This is a genomic window from Tichowtungia aerotolerans (assembly GCF_009905215.1).
In the GTDB taxonomy this organism is placed as follows: Bacteria; Verrucomicrobiota; Kiritimatiellia; order Kiritimatiellales; family Tichowtungiaceae; genus Tichowtungia; species Tichowtungia aerotolerans.
In genome coordinates, this window is sequence record NZ_CP047593.1 from 3,179,997 (window position 1) to 3,196,917 (window position 16,921).

The following is a 16,921-nucleotide window of genomic DNA, read 5'->3' on the forward strand; positions in this document are numbered from 1 at the left end:
GATATGAAAAAGATGATTTGTATCGTTGCTGCGCTTGCGGCACTAAACAGTCCCGGTGCGGAAAAACTGCCGCAACCGGATCAAACCGTTGTCTATAAAACAACTCCGCAGGGGGAACTGAAACTGCATTTCTTTTTTCCGCCGGAATACAATAAGGATAAAAAAACGCCGTCCATTGTGTTTTTTCATGGCGGCGGATGGCAGACTGGCGGGCCGTCGCAGTTCTACCGGCAGAGTCGTCATTTTGCAGATCGCGGAATGATTGCGGTTTCAGCGGAATACCGGTTGGGAAAAAAGCATCAGACGACTCCTGTCGAATGCGTTCAGGACGGCAAATCCGCTGTGCGCTGGCTGCGGGCGCATTCAGAGGAATGGGGGATCGACCCCGACCATCTGGCCGCCGGCGGAGGATCTGCTGGTGGACATGTTGCCGCCGCCACCGCTATGCTGACCGAATTTGACGATCCGTCCGTCAGTTGTCGCCCCGATGCACTGGTTTTGTTCAATCCGGTGATCAACAACGGGCCCGGTGGGTATGGGCACGGACGGGTTTCCAATGTTTGGAAAGATTTTTCACCGTTGCACAACATTCGCAAAAACAGCCCGCCCGCCATTTTTATGCTGGGTACCAAAGATAAATTGATTCCTGTTTCGACCGGAAAAAAGTTTAAACAACTCATGGAGGAATCCGGTTCTTCCTGTGAATTAATTCTTTATGAAGGGCAGGAGCACAGCTTTTTCAATAAAGCAAAATTTGAGGAAACCCTGCAAGCCGCGGACCGTTTCCTGACCTCTCTCGGGTATCTTCCGAAGCCGCCACAACCTTAAAAATGCATTTCGAGAGGAATCCTACCTAGAGGTTTGGCTAGTAGAACAATACGGAGCGAAGTGTGTACATTACTTAACGTCAGTCCGGATGAGGACTGTTCAGATAACCGAAATGAGACTGCTGATGAAAAAAACAATTTCCAGTGCATTGCTGACGGCCGCATTGTGTGTGCAGGCGGATCAGCCCAACCTGATCGTGATTATGTGCGACGACCTTGGTTATGCGGATGTCGGGTTTAACGGATGCAAAGACATTTCGACGCCCAATATCGACCGCATTGCGCAGGGGGGAGTGCGCTGTACCAGCGGCTACGCAACCTATTCGGTCTGCGGTCCGAGCCGCGCCGGCTTCATGACCGGTCGCTATGAACAGCGCTTCGGTTTTGAACGCAACCCCCAGTATCAACCCGGAGATCCAAATATGGGTCTCCCCAAGGACGAACGAACCATCGCTGAAACACTCAAACCGGTCGGATACACCTCCGGCGTTATCGGTAAATGGCATCTGGGCGCGCACCCGGGCAATCATCCGCTCAATCGCGGGTTCGACTTCTTTTATGGACATCTCGGCGGCGGGCACCGCTATTTCCCGGAAGAGCTGACGCTTCAGGACAGCTATGCTGCAAAAAATGAAGAGGAGAGCTATAAAACATGGATTCTTAGAAATCACGAGCCGGTGCCGCCGGAAAAATATCTTACCGATGCTTTTTCCGATGCGGCAGTTGAATTTGTAACAGAAAACCAAAAGCAGCCGTTTTTCCTCTTCCTTTCCTACAACGCGCCGCACAACCCGTTGCAGGCGACCGAAAAATATTTGTCGCGTTTTCCAAACATTGAAAATGAAAAACGAAAAACCTATGCCGCCATGATCAGCGCCGTTGACGATGGTGTGGGGCGGGTGCTCGACACGCTTGAGGATCGGAATCTCAGTAAAAAGACGATTGTTTTCTTTCTGTCGGATAACGGCGGCCCTGAAAGCAAAAATGCATCGGACAACGGCGCGCTGCGCGGCGGAAAAGGGGATGCCTGGGAAGGCGGTTTTCGCGTTCCGTATGCCGTCATGTGGACGGGTACTGTTCCGGACGGGACTGTTTATGATCAGCCGGTCAGTTCGCTGGACGTTCTGGCAACGATTGCCGACCTGTCCGGTGCGCCGGAAGATTCCTCCCGCCCGCTCGATGGGACAAACCTGATTCCTTACCTGACCGGGAAAAATACCGGAGCTCCGCATGAAGCCATTTATCTGCGCAAGTTCGATGGCGGTCAATACACGGTGCGCAGCGGCGACTATAAAATGCTTATCCCGTGGCAGGGAGCAGCTGCCCAGCTTTACAATCTGGAGAAAGACATCGGAGAAGAGCAAAATATTGCCGCGCAGCATCCCGAAACGCTTCAGGAGCTGGAAACGCTTCGCCGCAAATGGGACAGCCAGCTGGTTGAGCCGCGCTTTCTTGGACTGATCCATACCGACGCATGGCAGAAAAAACTCAAGCGCCAAGACGCCGCCAAACAGAAATCAAAAACCGAATCCAAATCGAAATGGGACTGGTTCGCGGCGCTCGATAAAAACAAAGACGGAAACGTCACTGAAAACGAGTGGGTCGACTGGTCCATGCATGAGGCCCGGCGGAGGGGGCGCAGTACGACAGAAAAACAGCAGAAACAGTATTTTTCAAATCGTGATCTGAATGGCGATGGCGTGATTCCGCGCGAAGAATTTGAAGCAGGGATGGAAAAGAAGTAATGAAACGGTTTTTCCTCATCTGTGTGTGTTGTGTTGTGGTTGCTTCCTATGCGGATGAAACGTCACGCCCCCCGAACATCCTGTTCATTGCCATTGATGACATGAATGACTGGACCGGTTTTCTGGGAGGCCATCCGCAGGTGCAGACGCCGAATCTGGATCGACTGGCGCGGCGCGGCGTTAATTTTACGAACGCGCACTGCTCTGCGCCCGGTTGTTCCCCGAGCCGCAACGCACTGCTTTACGGAGTGGAGCCGTTTCACTCGGGACTCTATGCGTTTTACGATCAGGATCAATTTCCAGAGCAGGTTCTTGATAGGTACGTGTCCCTGCCGGAGTTTTTCAAAAAGAATGGCTACGAAACCTTTGGCTCCGGCAAGATTCATCACCGTCGCGAGCCGACGCCGCAGGAGTGGACCGAGTTCTTTACTCCGCCGAAAACCGATCCGTTCCGGTTTGATGAGACCGACGGGTACCGGCAGGGTAAATCAGGAAAAATGAACTTTTCTCCTACACTGAATCCGTTTGAGGATCATACGGACTGGCAGAATGCCACTTTCGGTGTGGATGTGCTGTCGCGCAAACACGACAAGCCGTTTTTTCTCGCGGTCGGCATCATCAAGCCGCATCTGCCGTTCATCTGTCCGAAACAGTTTTTTGATCTGTATCCTGCAGAGGTCGATCCGCCGCGGATCAAAGAAAACGATCTCAATGATGTTCCAAAGGTTGGAAAAGCAATGGCAAAGATCGGCGACGATCGGCGGTTTAAAAAAGACGAGGCATGGAATAAAGTCCGCCGCGCGTATCTGGCCTGCATTTCCTGGGCGGATTACAACATCGGACGGCTGATCGATGCGCTCGAGGCCGGTCCGTATGCAGACAGCACGGTGATTGTGCTTTGGTCGGATCACGGTTTCGCTCTGGGTGAGAAAAATCATTTCCGCAAGTTTGCTCTGTGGGAGGAAACCACACGCACGCCGTTTATTATTCTGGATTTGCGCGACCAACCGGCTCCCGAAGGGCGCACGGTTTCCAATGCCGTTTCTCTGATCAATATTTACCGCACTCTCGCTGATTTGGCTGGACTCAAGGCGCCGGAGACCATTGCCGGAACCAGCCTCGTTCCGCAACTGAATAATCCGGATGCACCGCTTGTTCAGCCCGCGGTCTGCACGTGGGGCCGCGGCAATTACACGGTGCGCGACCGCGACTGGCGCTACACCCGCTACTATGACGATGGCGAAGAACTCTATGATCACCGTAAAGACCCCGACGAGTGGACCAACCTTGCCGCGAATCCGGAATACGCTTCTGTCAAAGAGCGGCTGGCCCGGTTTCTTCCTGAGCGCGAAGCTCCGTTGATCGAAGAAGGAATCGAAACGTGGAGCGTTCCGTTCAGTGCAGACAGGCTGCTGGAACAGAAAAAGTAATTTGATGAGAAAAATAAGATACAGTTTGATCAGTGCGACCCTGCTGGCCGGAATGGCGAGTGCAGGGCAGAACCTCGTTGCGGACAACCTGCAGGATTGGAAACTGTCATGGAAGGGCGAGGAGGTCATGTCGGTAACGGATGGCGTGCTGACCTATGAGCAGGCTCCGAAAGACAAAATGCAAAACGCTTTTTTTGAGCAGACTATTACGCTTGAGCCGGATCAGTTCTATGAGCTCTCGATGGAATACCGCTCCGAAGACGGCCTGACTCCGGTCGTTGCGGTTGCGCACGCCGATGCCAAAGATGCAGGCAAGCCGATTCGGTTGTTTCGCATGCCGCCTTCCAGAGATTGGAAAACCTATACCACGAAGACGTCCTTGGGATCGCGCAAAGGAAACTTCCGCATCCGGATCTGTCCGGCGGCTAAACCGAACCGGATTTTCAGAAACAAGGAAAAGGTGCGCTCCGACCATCCGGGAAAAGCGCAGTTCCGGAATGTTCGATTGGTGAAGTCGGACTTTTCCGTGCCGGAGGTGGTTCGTCCACCCAAGGCATTTGAAACCGAAACCTATGTGTACAAAACCGTCGGTGATCTGGAACTGGTGTTGAAAATCGACCGGCCGCTCAATGTCGACGGTCCGGTGCCGGTGATCTTCTGGGTGCATGGAGGCGGCTGGTCGGTCGGCAGTCCGGACAACATGCTGTGGGGATCGGCCATGCATGCATCGCAGGGCGTGGCCGGTGCGCGGGTGCAGTATCGCCTGATCAAACAGGGCGGGACGTTTAAGAAAACCTTCGGTGACCTGCTCGATGCTGTCGAGTGGCTTCGCCAGCATGCGGAAGAACTGAACATCGACATGAGCCGCCTGATTATGGCCGGCGGCTCCGCGGGCGGGCATCTCTCATCCATTCTTGCTCAGAAAACGCCGGAGTGCATCGGCTACATCGGATTCTGTGGAATGTACGACCTGACCGATGTCGGCGAAAGCCGTTTCGCCTATCAGCCGAAAGGGTTTATGGTGTCGCTGGATTTCGACACATTGGCCACCGGTTCGGCCATTCATAATATCCGAGACAATCCTCCGCAGACACTTCTGATGCACGGTGATGCGGATGCCACAATTGACTGTGATGTTGCGGTTCGGTTTGCCGAAGCGCTTCGCGCCAAAGGCGGCAAAGTGAAGCTTGTGCTGATGCCCGGAGGAGGGCATGACATGCTCTATCCCTACCGCCAGCAGAAAGAGATTCACGGCTTGCTTCATGATTTGGGGATCTACACCAATGATTTTGAAACCTCGCAACGTAAATGGGCGGAACGCGCAGAATAATGACGCGGCAAATTTCCAGTTTCTTTTTTCTTATAGTCTGTGCCGCATTTGCGGTGCAGGACCGGCCCAATATTGTCTGGCTGACAACAGAAGATAACTCCGCCTGCTGGTATCGGCTGTATAATCCGGAACACGGCGCTCCCATGCCGAATGTGGAGCGGCTGGCGAAGGATGGTTTGGTTTTTAACAATGCCTATTCCTGCGGGCCGGTCTGCTCCGTGGCGCGCAGTACGATCATTTCCGGCTGTTACAGTCCGCGCACCGGAGCGCAGTATCACCGTAATCAGGTGCCGGTGGCGATGCCGTCCGGCCTGCGCATGTTTCCGTATTATCTCCGGCAGGCCGGTTATTACACCACGAACAACAAAAAAGAAGACTACAACTATCGAACGGAAGATAAGGAAGGCGTCTGGGATGAGTCATCCGGCAAAGCCACCTACCGGAACCGTCAGTCCAATCAGCCGTTCTTTCATGTCCAGAATTATATGCGGACCCATGAGAGCCGCCTGTTCGGAAATTTGCCAAAAGAGACGGAATATGTGACCGATCCGGCAGGTGTAAAGCTGTTCCCGTACCATCCGGACACACTGCTGTTCCGAAAGAAATACGCACAGTATCTGACCCTGAACGCCGTAGTGGATGCCGAAATGGGAACATTGATCCGGCAACTCGAAGAAGACGGTTTGCTCGACGATACTTTTATCTTTCACTACGGCGACCACGGTGGAGTCCTGCCGGGAGGAAAAGCGTATGCGCACAACGACGGCCTGCAGGTTGCCATGGTGGTGTATGTGCCGAAAAACTGGCAGCACCTTGTGCCGGCGGAGCGCGGGTCCCGCATCGACGGGTTTGTTGAGTTTGTCGATTTGTCCGCCACTGTACTGAACCTTGCCGGGGTTGATATTCCGGAAGGCATCGACGGAAAACCGTTTCTTGGAAAAGGCATTACATTTGATGATCTGAACAAACGCGACACCGCATTTGGTTATGCCGAACGTTTCGACGAGAAGTACGACATGGTTCGTTTTTTGCGCAAGGGAAAGTACACGTATTGGCGCAGTTACCAGCCGTTTAACTTTGACGGCCTGCATGCTTTTTATCGCTACAAACAGCCGGCTTTTCGCGAGTGGCGCGATCTGGCCAACGCCGGAAAACTCAATGCCGTCCAGTCGGCCTTTTATAAAGCCCGCCCGCCGGAAGAGCTGTTTGATCTCGAAAAAGATCCGCATGAGGTTAACAACCTTGCCAACGATCCCTCTTATGCTGATGTGCTGATTGAAATGCGCCGTGCGCTTCAGCAGAAAGAGAAAGCTTTGCCGGATGTCGGCTTTTTCCCGGAACCGGTTGTGCTTTCCGAGAGCGATGGCAATGCCGTTGAGTTCGGGCGGAAGAATAAAGAAAGAATTGAAGCGCTGATCGATATCGCCGATCTGCAGCTGCGTCCATTTCCTGAAGCGATGCCGGCTCTTGAAAAAGCACTGAACTCCGCTGTGCCGGCTGAGCGGTACTGGGGGCTGATCACCTGCAGTGCGTTTGGAAAACAGGCGCTTTCGCTGAGTAAAGAGATTGAGGCGATTTCCGCGAGCGATCCGGACCGCTTTGTGCGCACCCGGGCCGCCGAATTTCTCGGGTTGACCGGCGCTGCCGACCCGGTTCCCGTTCTGATGGATGTGCTTCGTCACAGTACGGATCCCATCGAGGTCAATCTGATCCTCAACACGGTGGTGCTGCTGCGCGACGGTGCCGGCATACAGTTTGATCTGTCGAATGTTGGGAATGCGGCGTGGATGAAAATGGGCGGTTTGGTTCCGCATCGGGTGAATTATCTGGAAGGCGGAACCGGTGAACTGCCTAAGAAAAAATAAACGATGAAAAACATGCTGAAAAAAACAGTGTTGGCCGTTGGCGCAGCTGGTGCAGTCTGTGCATCAGGCAAACCAAACGTTGTGCTGATCGTTTGCGATGATCTGAATGATTACATCACCGGAATTCCCGGAGACAAAGGCCATCCGCAGTCCATCACGCCGAATGTTGAAAAGCTGGCTCAATCCGGGGTTGCCTTCCGGCGGGCCTACAGCAACAATCCCGTTTGTGCGCCGTCGCGATCCAGTTTTTTGACGGGGATCTATCCGCATACCTCTGGCAACTTTTTCTGGAACAAATGGTTCACCAATCCGGTGCTGAAAAACTCACACAGTCTGATGGATTACTTTCGCAAGAATGGCTACTACACGGCCGGTTCCGGAAAGCTGATGCATCATGGTAAACCCGATGAGTGGAATGAGTTTAAGCATAAAGCAGACTACGGGCCGTCCGTTTTTGATGGCGAAAAACGGATTGCTCATCCGTGTGTGCCGGATCCGTTTCGACAGATCGGCGGCGTAGACGGATCGTGGGGGATGCTGGAGGATATTCCGTTTGCAGACGACGATAATCCGCAGAGCGGCTGGATTTATAGCGACTGGAGCAAAGTGACACCGTTCCGTTCGGGCATTGATCCGACGCCGGATGAGCGCAACGCCGCCTGGGCCGCTGCACGGATCAAACAGTTTGCCGATGAGAAAAACGATCAGCCGTTTTTCCTCGGCGTGGGCTTTATCCGTCCGCATACCCCGCTGCACGTGTCGAAAAAATATTACGACATGTTTCCGCTGGATGACATTGAGCTTCCGGTGATCAAGGATGGGGATGCCGCCGATACGCATTATCAGAAGCTTTTTGATCCGAGCCAGAAAGGCTTGCGCTATTACCGTATGCTGCTTGAATCTTTCGACGGGGATAAGGCACTGGCCATTAAAACATTTGCCCGGGCATACCTTGCCTGTGTAGCTGCCGTCGACGAATGTATCGGGCAGGTTGTGGACGCGGTTGATAACAGTCCGTTTAAAGACAATACCATCATTGTGCTGACTGCGGATCACGGCTGGCAGATGGGACAGAAAGATTATCTGTTTAAAAACTCCCCCTGGGAGGAAAGCTGCCGCATTCCGTTTGTGGTGCGCGCACCGGGCGTAACGAATCCCGGTGGCGTAGCCGAACATCCGATTTCGCTGATTGATCTTTATCCGACGCTGGCGGACCTGTGCGGCCTTTCCGGAGACACCCGCAAAAATGATCAGGGGGCGATATTGGACGGACACAGTGTGCGCCCGTTCCTTGAAGATCCGCAAAGCCGTGAATGGGCCGGACCTGACGGCGCTCTTTCCATGATCTACGTCGGTGATTCAAAAAAAACCTTCACGCCGGAAGAAAAAAACGATCTGGCCAACCAGCACTGGAGCTGGCGCACCGAGCGCTGGCGCTACATCCGCTACAACGACGGGACCGAAGAACTCTATGATCATCAGAAAGATCCGCGCGAGTGGACCAATTTGGCGGACCTGCCGGAATACAAAACCATCAAGGAACAGCTGAATCAGGATATGTCTGAAGTGATCGGCCCGATGCAGCAGTTCGCTGCCGACAAGCCGAAGGCTAATGTTTCTGTGCGCACACAAGCCAAGCGCGAAGCTAAGAAACCGAAATGGGACTGGTTCACCGCGCTTGATCAAAACAAGGACAATGAGGTGACGGAAGCCGAGTGGCTGGCGTGGGCGAAACAGTCGCAGAAGAAAAAGGGAGAGTCGTACAACGAAGAAAATCACCGAACCTATTTTAAAAAGCGTGATGCAAACGGCGATGGCATCATGACCCGGGAAGAGCTGGAGGCGAGTAAACAGTAAAGCATGTATGGTTTTCCATTGTAATGATTGTTGAGCCCAAAAGGGCAGGTGTGGGTTTGTTCTTTCATATTTTAGATTCTAGTGGATATTGAGAATGACGACAGTGCTCCGGGCTATAAACACCGTTTTGGACGAATGCTGTCGGCACAACTGGCGGAATTAAACCTGAAACGGATACTTCCTCCATAGAAAGGAATCGAGTTGCGCTGCAAAAAGGTGTATGTTTTATTCATGAAGATGAATCACTTGCGGCAAATGCAATTCGCCTGGGTGAGTGGATGCCTGATTTCAGCTGTTTTGGCCTGTGCGGAGCCGGTAGACCCATGCTTTCCTGCACAGAGGCATGCGCGACAGATAGCAGATAGCAGGTCGTTGAAACGTTGGCCGCCTTTGCGAATCAGACAGTTGGAAAAAGAGCGGGATGAGCTTTTGGAAAAGATCTCCAAGCTTCCGCATCATAATCCTGTTCAACTGTCTGATCATCTGGGCTGGCATTCTTTGCCGGTTGATCTGGATTCTGATGGGGAGGTGTCATCTCAAGTGATTGATGTTAAATTTGACTTTGATGTTCAACTTGATTCAATTGCCTTGGTACCGGTTTCTTTTCCTGATAATTCCAAGTTCGGAGCTTATGCTTTTCCCAAACGTTTTAAGATCGAAGTTCTCGAAAGTGGAGGCTATTGGGTTGGCGATGAAAACGGGCAGTGGATCTTGCCTCCACCTCCATATAAATGGGTGGAAATGGTGAACTGGATGGATGAGGATTTCCCTGATCCGGGATCCTATCCGGTATTCTTTGGTGGAAACGGCCGACCTGTATATCAGGTTCGTATAACGATTCCTCAGGGGGTCGGAAAATACCGGCGATATCATGCCATTAATGAACTATATTTGTTTCGCCGACAGTCCCTCGGTCATATTGGAGATAATATGATGGTCTGGGGTGATACGGTTGAGGTTGAGGTTTCTAACTCGCTTTCGGAACCTCCATTATGGAACGCTGAATATCTGTATGACGGAGTGGTGGATCTAGGTATGCCGCTTAGCGAGGAGGTTTCTGAGGTGGATGACCTGATGGTCATCTGGAATCAAAACGATATTATGGATCACTCCGTCCAGATCACATTGGATCTAGGGAAAGCCCGGCAGGTCGGTCGAGTTCAGCTGTGGCCCGCTGAAGCACCGTATGGGATGGAGGTTCCTTTGTTTGGTTTTCCTGACAAGGTAACGGTTGAATTGTCAACCAATTCGGAATTCAGCAGTCCCGAGGTGATAACGATCGAAAATCCCCGGGAAAAAGTATACCACAATAATTTGTTGAATATCGTGACCGGAGCAATCCGGGGAATTCGCTATGTTCGTTTAACTTTTTCCGATTTGGGAGAGTATAAAGGACGCCGAATTTTAGGATTGGGGGAAATCCGTGTTTCCGAATTTGACAAAAATTGGTCGCTTAACTGTCAGGTAAGAGCTGCTGGAATTCCTGAACGATATCAGGGGAAATTGTCCTGTCTGGTGGATGGGTATAGTCGTCATCGTCGTATTCTGCAAGAATCGGAATGGATCAAAGGTTTGGCGATGCGTCGTCCACTGGATCATCGGCTGGCGGTGGTGAATCGAAAACTGTCGGAGTCTCATGAGGCGTTGCGTCAGCTTCAGTTCCGTTTCAGTGTGGTCGGGGGAATTGTGCTTTTGATGTCTATGATCGCAGGAGGGTGGTTTCTGCATAAAAAGCGGCGGAAGGAATTAAGTAGGCTGAAGATGCGTATTACCCGCGACCTGCATGATGAAGTCGGCAGCAGTCTGGGGGGGATTTCTCTGATGACGGAAGAACTTCAGCTGGTTGCAAAACAGACCAAAATCAGCGACGAGTTGGAGGAATTATCACTGATGGCCAGGGAAGCCTATTCGTCTTTGAAGGAAGTGATCTGGGTGACGGATCAGGACAGTATCCGTCTTCCGGCATTGGTCGAAAAGTTGGTCGAACGGGCCGGGCGGGTTTTTCGCGAAATGGAGCTTTCTGTTGAAACGCCGGAGTATTGCCCGAATACTGAAGTGTCATTGACTTTCAAACGACACCTGTTCATGTTTTTTAGAGAGGCTTTACATAACTGTGCACGTCATGCTGGTGCAACACAGGTGTGGGTGAAAATCATAGTAGACGACAAATTCTTTTCGATATCAATTCGGGATAACGGGTGCGGGTTTGATCCGGCAGAAAAAACAGATGGCTGGGGCCTGGACAGCATGAAAAAAAGGGCGGAGGAGCTTCGAGGTGCGCTGGAAATTGATTCCACTCCCGAAGAGGGAACTTCTGTGGTATTGAAACTTCCCTATGAGGGGATATCTAAAGATCCCTGTCGATCCTATCAAACTTCTAATTGAATGTGTGGGAAAGGAAGAGTGCCGGTATGATTCCGATTACGTTATGGATTGTTGAAGACGATACAACTTATCGCCGCACCCTGCAGCGTTTGCTGAACCGAACTGGTCATATTACCTGCAGCCGTATCTTTCCGTCGTGTATCGAATTTCTTGATGCGATTCAAACCAATCCCCAACCGGATTTAGTGCTGATGGATCTCGGTCTGCCGGGAATGGGCGGGGTCGAAGGGATTCAGCAGCTCAAGGTGCTTGCTCCGGATGTAACGGTTATCGTGCTGACGGTCTCTGCAGAAAAAAAGAAGGTGCTTCAGGCGCTGGATGCAGGCGCGGCGGGATATTTGCTGAAGGAGTCCTCCGGACCGGAGATTGTCAATGGACTCCAGCAGGTATTTTATGGCGGAGCTGCGCTGAGCCCATCTGTTGCAAAGATCGTGGTTGAAGAACTTCGCAATCCCGCTCCGGCAGATATGTTTGATCTTTCCGTTCGGGAAATTGAAGTGCTCGAAAAACTGGCCGCGGGACTGGCGGTTAAGGAGATTGCTTCAGCGCTTAATATCAGCGTAGCCACTGCCCGGTTTCATTTGACCAATATCTATAGAAAACTACAGGTGCCGTCACAGACAGGTGCTGTGGCTAAGGCTCTGCGCGCCGGTATTATCTGATGAGGGCATGTTCGGGCCTTCATATTACCTATTCATATGACTAGTTGTGCCGAACTACGACACTCTCTATTGTTAACTACTATGTGGGGCATTTATTCCTATTTGGATTTTAAACGCATGCGCATAAGCAGGTGACTCATGAGTCAGCAGTGACGATTTTTATATCTGATTGGTGTTATTGAACTGATGGTGAAAACTAAAAAAGGAGAAGTGATGAAAAGAACAGTTGTTATATTGTATGCATTGGCTGCCATGGTTCTTTCTGTGCAGGCCACAACGATCTCTGATCCTGCGGAAGCTTCGGGGTGGACGACAATCTCGGGAGGATACTGGGCGTCCACGGCCGGGGAGCTGTTACCGGTGGAGAGCAATCAATTCTTCACGGCCGGCGGCTTTGGCGGCAGCAACCGGGGAACATGGAAGTTATTCGGTGAAACATTCACTGAAGAGATTTTGCAGGTTTCCTTTTGGATGGGAGAATATACCACGACCACCGGCTTCCCCGACACTGTGACGGCCACTCTTTTTGCGGATGTGAATGCCAACGGTTTATGGGAATTCGACGAACAAATCCTTCCCCATGTCAGCTCTAATCCGATTCCTTCCGATGCATGGGAGCAATGGGTGAATCTTTACAATATAACTGCTGACACTAAGACGACCGGCGGAAGCAATGTTCTAGGCAGTGCCATTGGGTTTTATGTTCGTGTTGCAGGCGATGGTGCCGGAAAAAGCTTTGCTTTTGATTCTCTGAACATCGAAACGACGGAGTTGACGCCGAGTGATAACCTGCTGATTGCATGGGATGGAGGAATTCTTACAAATACCGCGTATGTCGCCGACGGCCTAAGCGGAACCCTGTTCGCAAATCTAATTTATTCGGCAGATGCCTCGGCCGGATCAACCGATTGGACCTTCGGCAGCAGCACCCTGGGTGCAGATCCATCGCCTGCTGCCTACGCGGTTCGAACCGCTAATTTAGGCAGTAACAACACTGTTTCGGTTCAGATTCACAATACGTCTACAGAAGTCGTGCAACTGGATACCCTTTCTTTTGACTATAGTCCGTGGTTCTCAGATGGCCCGACAACTGTAACGATGAGTTATGCTTACGGGGACCTGAGCGGGGTTCCGGCAGAAACAGTTCTTAACAGTGCCGGCGGGATTGCCGCGACCGGAAAGTTTGCAGACTATAGCGACTTTGATTGGTCGTTAGCCGGTTTGGCAGACCGCAGGTTGGCTCCCGGTGAACGGGCAACGTTCACGCTGGTTGCCACGGAGGCCACCGGGGCTTATGTGAACGGTGCGTTTGACAACATCGCATTGTTTGGTTCGGTGGAGGTCGTTGGGTATGATGCGTGGGCTGAAGGATGGGGGGGCAACCTCGGATCGGCTACTGACGACTACGATGGCGACGGACTGAACAATCTTGGCGAGTATGGATTGGGGGGCGATCCAACTGATGGTTCTGATCGGGGGATTGCGCCAGAAGTGGGCGTTGAAACAGTTGATGGAACCGACTGGTTTGGTTACGTGTATCCCAAACGTGCCGATCTGGATAGCGGCCTGTCGTATCGTCTGGAACTCTGTACAAACCTAGTCTACGGAGCATGGACCAATACCGGATATGCCGTGCTAGGAACCAATATTACAGGTGGAGAGTTTGACTATGTCACTAACGTTACAGACATGGTGAACAGTGAGAAATTCATTCGACTGATTGTTGAGTAAGCGGAAAAGACCGTGATGCTTGGATAGGACGTGGCTGCCCGGCTCATTGAGATCATATGTTGAAGACTGTCATTATTCTGGTGTGTTTGATGTGCTGGCCGGCCGCGTTGTTTGCGGCAGAACCCTTGATTGGATGGGAGGGAGGACGAGGAACCAATACTGCCATTCAGGTGGATGGGATTAACGGTTTTCTTTTTACAGGCAAACTGTACGCTGTGGACAGTGCCGTAGGGTCTTTGGATGGAACATTCGGCGCTTCAATTTATGGAGCATCGACAAACCCATCGGCCTACAACGTGAGAACGGTATTTCTGGGTGAAAAAAACACGGTTGGGATTCAGATCCAGAACAATACGGGAGGGAACCTTCAGCTGACATCTATCTCTTTCGACTATCTTGCGTGGTTCTCAAATTCCCCTAAAACCATTACACTGACTTATGCTTACGGAGACTTGGATGATCCCGACAATACGGTACTCCAGTCTGTTGGGGGCCTGGGGCATGATGCAAGCTGGCTTTCGGATTATCCAGACTTTGACTGGACGCTTGAAAACCTCTCCGACTATGTTCTGGCCGATGGAGAAAGAGCAACCTTTGAACTGACCGCAACTGATGCTGCAGATGAAAACACCAGCGGGGCATTCGATAATATTGCTGTTAGCGGTCAGCGAGGGAATCCACCTCCTTTCGCTGCCATAGAGACTGGCGTGGAGAAGTCTGAAGTGACGAAAATGATGTCGGGAGCCGGGTTGATCTACCTCTGGTGTCCCGATGCCTTCTATGCCGACGGGGAAATTGCCGATATCGCGAAAAACGTAGGCATTGGTGCCCTGCGTTGGCCGGGCGGTACGGTTGTTACGGTTTCTCACTGGGATGCCTTTACCGGAGCATGGACTGACAGCTGGAATCCAACGTACGACATTGCCTCTGGTCAGCCGCCGGAAAACTTCATGGATCTTGATGAATACCTCGCACTCATTGACCAAACCGGTGCGGAAATCATGCTTGGCATCAATATGAGCTCAGGCAAGGAATGGCAGCGCGAGACCGAAGGCGTCGCCGAGGCTCGTGCTCTGGTACAGGCCTGCAAGGACCGTGGATATAATGTGAAATATATCTATTTCGACAACGAGAGTTATCATTCCGGGAACGGCTATAACCGCGATCTTGATGGCGATGGAGAAAGCTGGACTCCGGCCAGCTATGCCGAATCGTTTAATCTCTACGCAGAGGCCATCAAGGAAGTCTTTCCTGATGCAAAACTAATCGCTAATTGGATCAATAATGTTACGGGATCCGCCTTTCAGTCGGCCATGGAAACCATGCTTGGAATTGCTGGAACCAATATCGACTACGTGGATATTCACTGGTATTGGGAATGGGATAATGCGTCATGGCCCTTGTGGAAATCCGAACTGCCGATGTCGCGCACGTCGAGTTCTTTCTCATACAAAGATTCGATTCTCTACGCCAACAACCTGTTTGCCAGTCTTGGCTATCCGAACATTCGGATGGTGGTGCTGGAGTGGAATTTAGGCCCCGGTCCATGGCAAACCGATCTGGCCCACTCCAATTTTAAAACAGCCTTGATGCAGACCGAAATGCAAATGCAGTTTCTGCAGGCCGGGCTCGATATCGGCCTGATTTTTGCCCTGCACAATGCGCCAGGGGGAAACCCGGCCCTCGAAAATCATGTTGTGCGCAGTGGCGGTTCAACCTCTACTGCGCTTTGGATGTGGCTTTTTTCAAAAGCCGTCGGGAAGACTGTTGTTCAGGCATCTGCATCCATCGACGGCATATACATTGTTGCTGTCAAAGGCCGTCAAGGGGAACTGGTCGCGTATTTACTGAATAAAACTGACAGCGATAGACCGATAGAATTCATAATTCCCGGCTATCAAATTGATGAAATTGACGAGGCGTGGCGTTTCAAGGATGACGGCAACGGTCAGGGGTCCCTGCAGAAAATCGGTTTGTGGGATGTCAATGGCAGGAAGAGAACAACCCTTTTGGCGAACAGCCTGAATATGATTGGCTTCAACTATTTATCAAATGATGTGCCGAACCGTCCCGTCATCCAGGTTGAGCGTACCAGGGCCATTTCTGAGAGCCTTCTGGCGGGCTGGCATTCCGCCATGGGCATCGGTGGAGATATCTCTGCCGCAGGCATTAACGCTCTGCTTTGGGACAGTGACAGCTATGGGTTCGATGAAACCGTTGGTTCAACCGATGGTTCCTATGGTTCCGCTGATTTTGGAGCTTCGTCAGCTGCCGGTGCCTTTGTTGTACGTGCAACCAACGGGATGGATGAGGTAGGCTTCCAAATTGAGAACGAGACCGGCTTGCCGCTGTGTCTTGAAATGGTTCATTTCGACTATGCCCCGTGGTGGACCAGTTCGCCACAGGATGTTGCGCTCTATTACACCTTCGGGAACTTGTCCGGCGTTACAAACCGCACGCTGATCAATTCGGTTTCCGGGCTTTCAAGTTCAGGAAACAAGCTTGCAGATTATCACGATTTTGATTGGTCACTTTCTGTCCTGCCTGATCAGGTTCTGGAGCACGGAGAGAAAGCCAGCTTTATCTTGAGGGCGTCCAATGCCACAGAGATTTGGTCGAATGGGGCGTTCGATAATATTGCCGTCTCGGGCAGTACGGTTTCGGATGCTTCCGATTCGCTTGTGGTTTCCTGGCGTGCCGAAACGGCAAGAAAATATACGGTTGTTCAGTCATCCAGCCTGCTTTCGAATGAATGGAATACGGTTTCGCCGATTATAAACGGCATCCCGGGAGATATGTCGTTATCTGTTCTACTGGAATCTCCCGGGTTTTACCGGTTACAGGTGGAGAATCCGTAATGTGGGTGTGCAGGGAAACGATTTGTCTGGAGTCTGTTCGGCAATTCCGGTTTCGCCGGGAGCGTCGTTTGATCGCTGTGATGTTTATGCGGCGGCTTCGACCTAGAGGTTTCACCAGTATCTGTTCCATTTGCGTTTTATGTATATTGTGCACGATTTGATGCCCTGAAAATGAATCCCAATTTGATAACAAAGACAGTCCCTTTAAACCGCGAAGCAAATGATGTTGGT

The 16,921-nt window shown here is 51.7% G+C and carries 10 protein-coding genes; all 10 read left to right on the top strand.

Going from position 1 to position 16,921, the window contains the following annotated elements:
* Nucleotides 1-3: 3 nt before the first annotated feature.
* Nucleotides 4-828 carry an alpha/beta hydrolase gene (locus GT409_RS13045; RefSeq protein WP_160629505.1) on the top strand — a complete coding sequence of 275 codons (825 nt, stop codon included), beginning with the start codon at nucleotides 4-6 and terminating at the stop codon, nucleotides 826-828.
* A 124-nt stretch (nucleotides 829-952) separates the two neighbouring features.
* A complete protein-coding gene (locus GT409_RS13050; protein ID WP_160629506.1) occupies nucleotides 953-2,572 on the top strand; it encodes a sulfatase-like hydrolase/transferase in 1,620 nt (539 codons plus the stop codon).
* Nucleotides 2,572-4,002, top strand: a complete 1,431-nt coding sequence (locus tag GT409_RS13055) for a sulfatase (protein WP_160629507.1) — start codon at nucleotides 2,572-2,574, stop codon at nucleotides 4,000-4,002. Before GT409_RS13050 ends, GT409_RS13055 begins: the two co-directional genes overlap by 1 nt.
* A gap of 4 nt (nucleotides 4,003-4,006) precedes the next feature.
* Nucleotides 4,007-5,332 carry an alpha/beta hydrolase gene (locus GT409_RS13060; protein ID WP_160629508.1) on the top strand — a complete coding sequence of 442 codons (1,326 nt, stop codon included), beginning with the start codon at nucleotides 4,007-4,009 and terminating at the stop codon, nucleotides 5,330-5,332.
* On the top strand, nucleotides 5,332-7,197 hold the full coding sequence (locus tag GT409_RS13065; RefSeq protein ID WP_233231560.1) for a sulfatase-like hydrolase/transferase: 1,866 nt from the start codon (nucleotides 5,332-5,334) through the stop codon (nucleotides 7,195-7,197). The genes GT409_RS13060 and GT409_RS13065 overlap by 1 nt, the downstream gene beginning before the upstream one ends.
* A 12-nt stretch (nucleotides 7,198-7,209) precedes the next feature.
* Nucleotides 7,210-9,054: a sulfatase gene (locus GT409_RS13070; RefSeq protein WP_160629510.1), complete on the top strand. Its 1,845-nt coding sequence runs from the start codon at nucleotides 7,210-7,212 to the stop codon at nucleotides 9,052-9,054.
* 429 nt (nucleotides 9,055-9,483) lie between these two features.
* Complete coding sequence (locus tag GT409_RS13075; protein ID WP_160629511.1) at nucleotides 9,484-11,439, top strand: sensor histidine kinase; 1,956 nt, start codon at nucleotides 9,484-9,486, stop codon at nucleotides 11,437-11,439.
* 26 nt (nucleotides 11,440-11,465) lie between these two features.
* A complete protein-coding gene (locus GT409_RS13080; protein ID WP_160629512.1) occupies nucleotides 11,466-12,101 on the top strand; it encodes a response regulator transcription factor in 636 nt (211 codons plus the stop codon).
* A gap of 213 nt (nucleotides 12,102-12,314) precedes the next feature.
* Nucleotides 12,315-13,832 carry a hypothetical protein gene (locus tag GT409_RS13085; protein WP_160629513.1) on the top strand — a complete coding sequence of 506 codons (1,518 nt, stop codon included), beginning with the start codon at nucleotides 12,315-12,317 and terminating at the stop codon, nucleotides 13,830-13,832.
* A gap of 56 nt (nucleotides 13,833-13,888) precedes the next feature.
* Entirely contained in the window at nucleotides 13,889-16,690 is a 2,802-nt protein-coding gene (locus GT409_RS13090; protein WP_160629514.1) for a hypothetical protein, read from the top strand.
* The last annotated feature ends 231 nt before the right edge of the window (nucleotides 16,691-16,921 follow it).

Excerpts from the sequence above, each read along its gene's own strand:
- GT409_RS13045 (WP_160629505.1), top strand. The coding sequence starts at position 4 with ATGAAAAAGATGATTTGTATCGTTGCTGCGCTTGCGGCACTAAACAGT.
- GT409_RS13050 (WP_160629506.1), top strand. The coding sequence starts at position 953 with ATGAAAAAAACAATTTCCAGTGCATTGCTGACGGCCGCATTGTGTGTG.
- GT409_RS13055 (WP_160629507.1), top strand. The coding sequence starts at position 2,572 with ATGAAACGGTTTTTCCTCATCTGTGTGTGTTGTGTTGTGGTTGCTTCC.
- GT409_RS13060 (WP_160629508.1), top strand. The coding sequence starts at position 4,007 with ATGAGAAAAATAAGATACAGTTTGATCAGTGCGACCCTGCTGGCCGGA.
- GT409_RS13065 (WP_233231560.1), top strand. The coding sequence starts at position 5,332 with ATGACGCGGCAAATTTCCAGTTTCTTTTTTCTTATAGTCTGTGCCGCA.
- GT409_RS13070 (WP_160629510.1), top strand. The coding sequence starts at position 7,210 with ATGCTGAAAAAAACAGTGTTGGCCGTTGGCGCAGCTGGTGCAGTCTGT.
- GT409_RS13080 (WP_160629512.1), top strand. The coding sequence starts at position 11,466 with ATGATTCCGATTACGTTATGGATTGTTGAAGACGATACAACTTATCGC.
- GT409_RS13085 (WP_160629513.1), top strand. The coding sequence starts at position 12,315 with ATGAAAAGAACAGTTGTTATATTGTATGCATTGGCTGCCATGGTTCTT.
- GT409_RS13090 (WP_160629514.1), top strand. The coding sequence starts at position 13,889 with ATGTTGAAGACTGTCATTATTCTGGTGTGTTTGATGTGCTGGCCGGCC.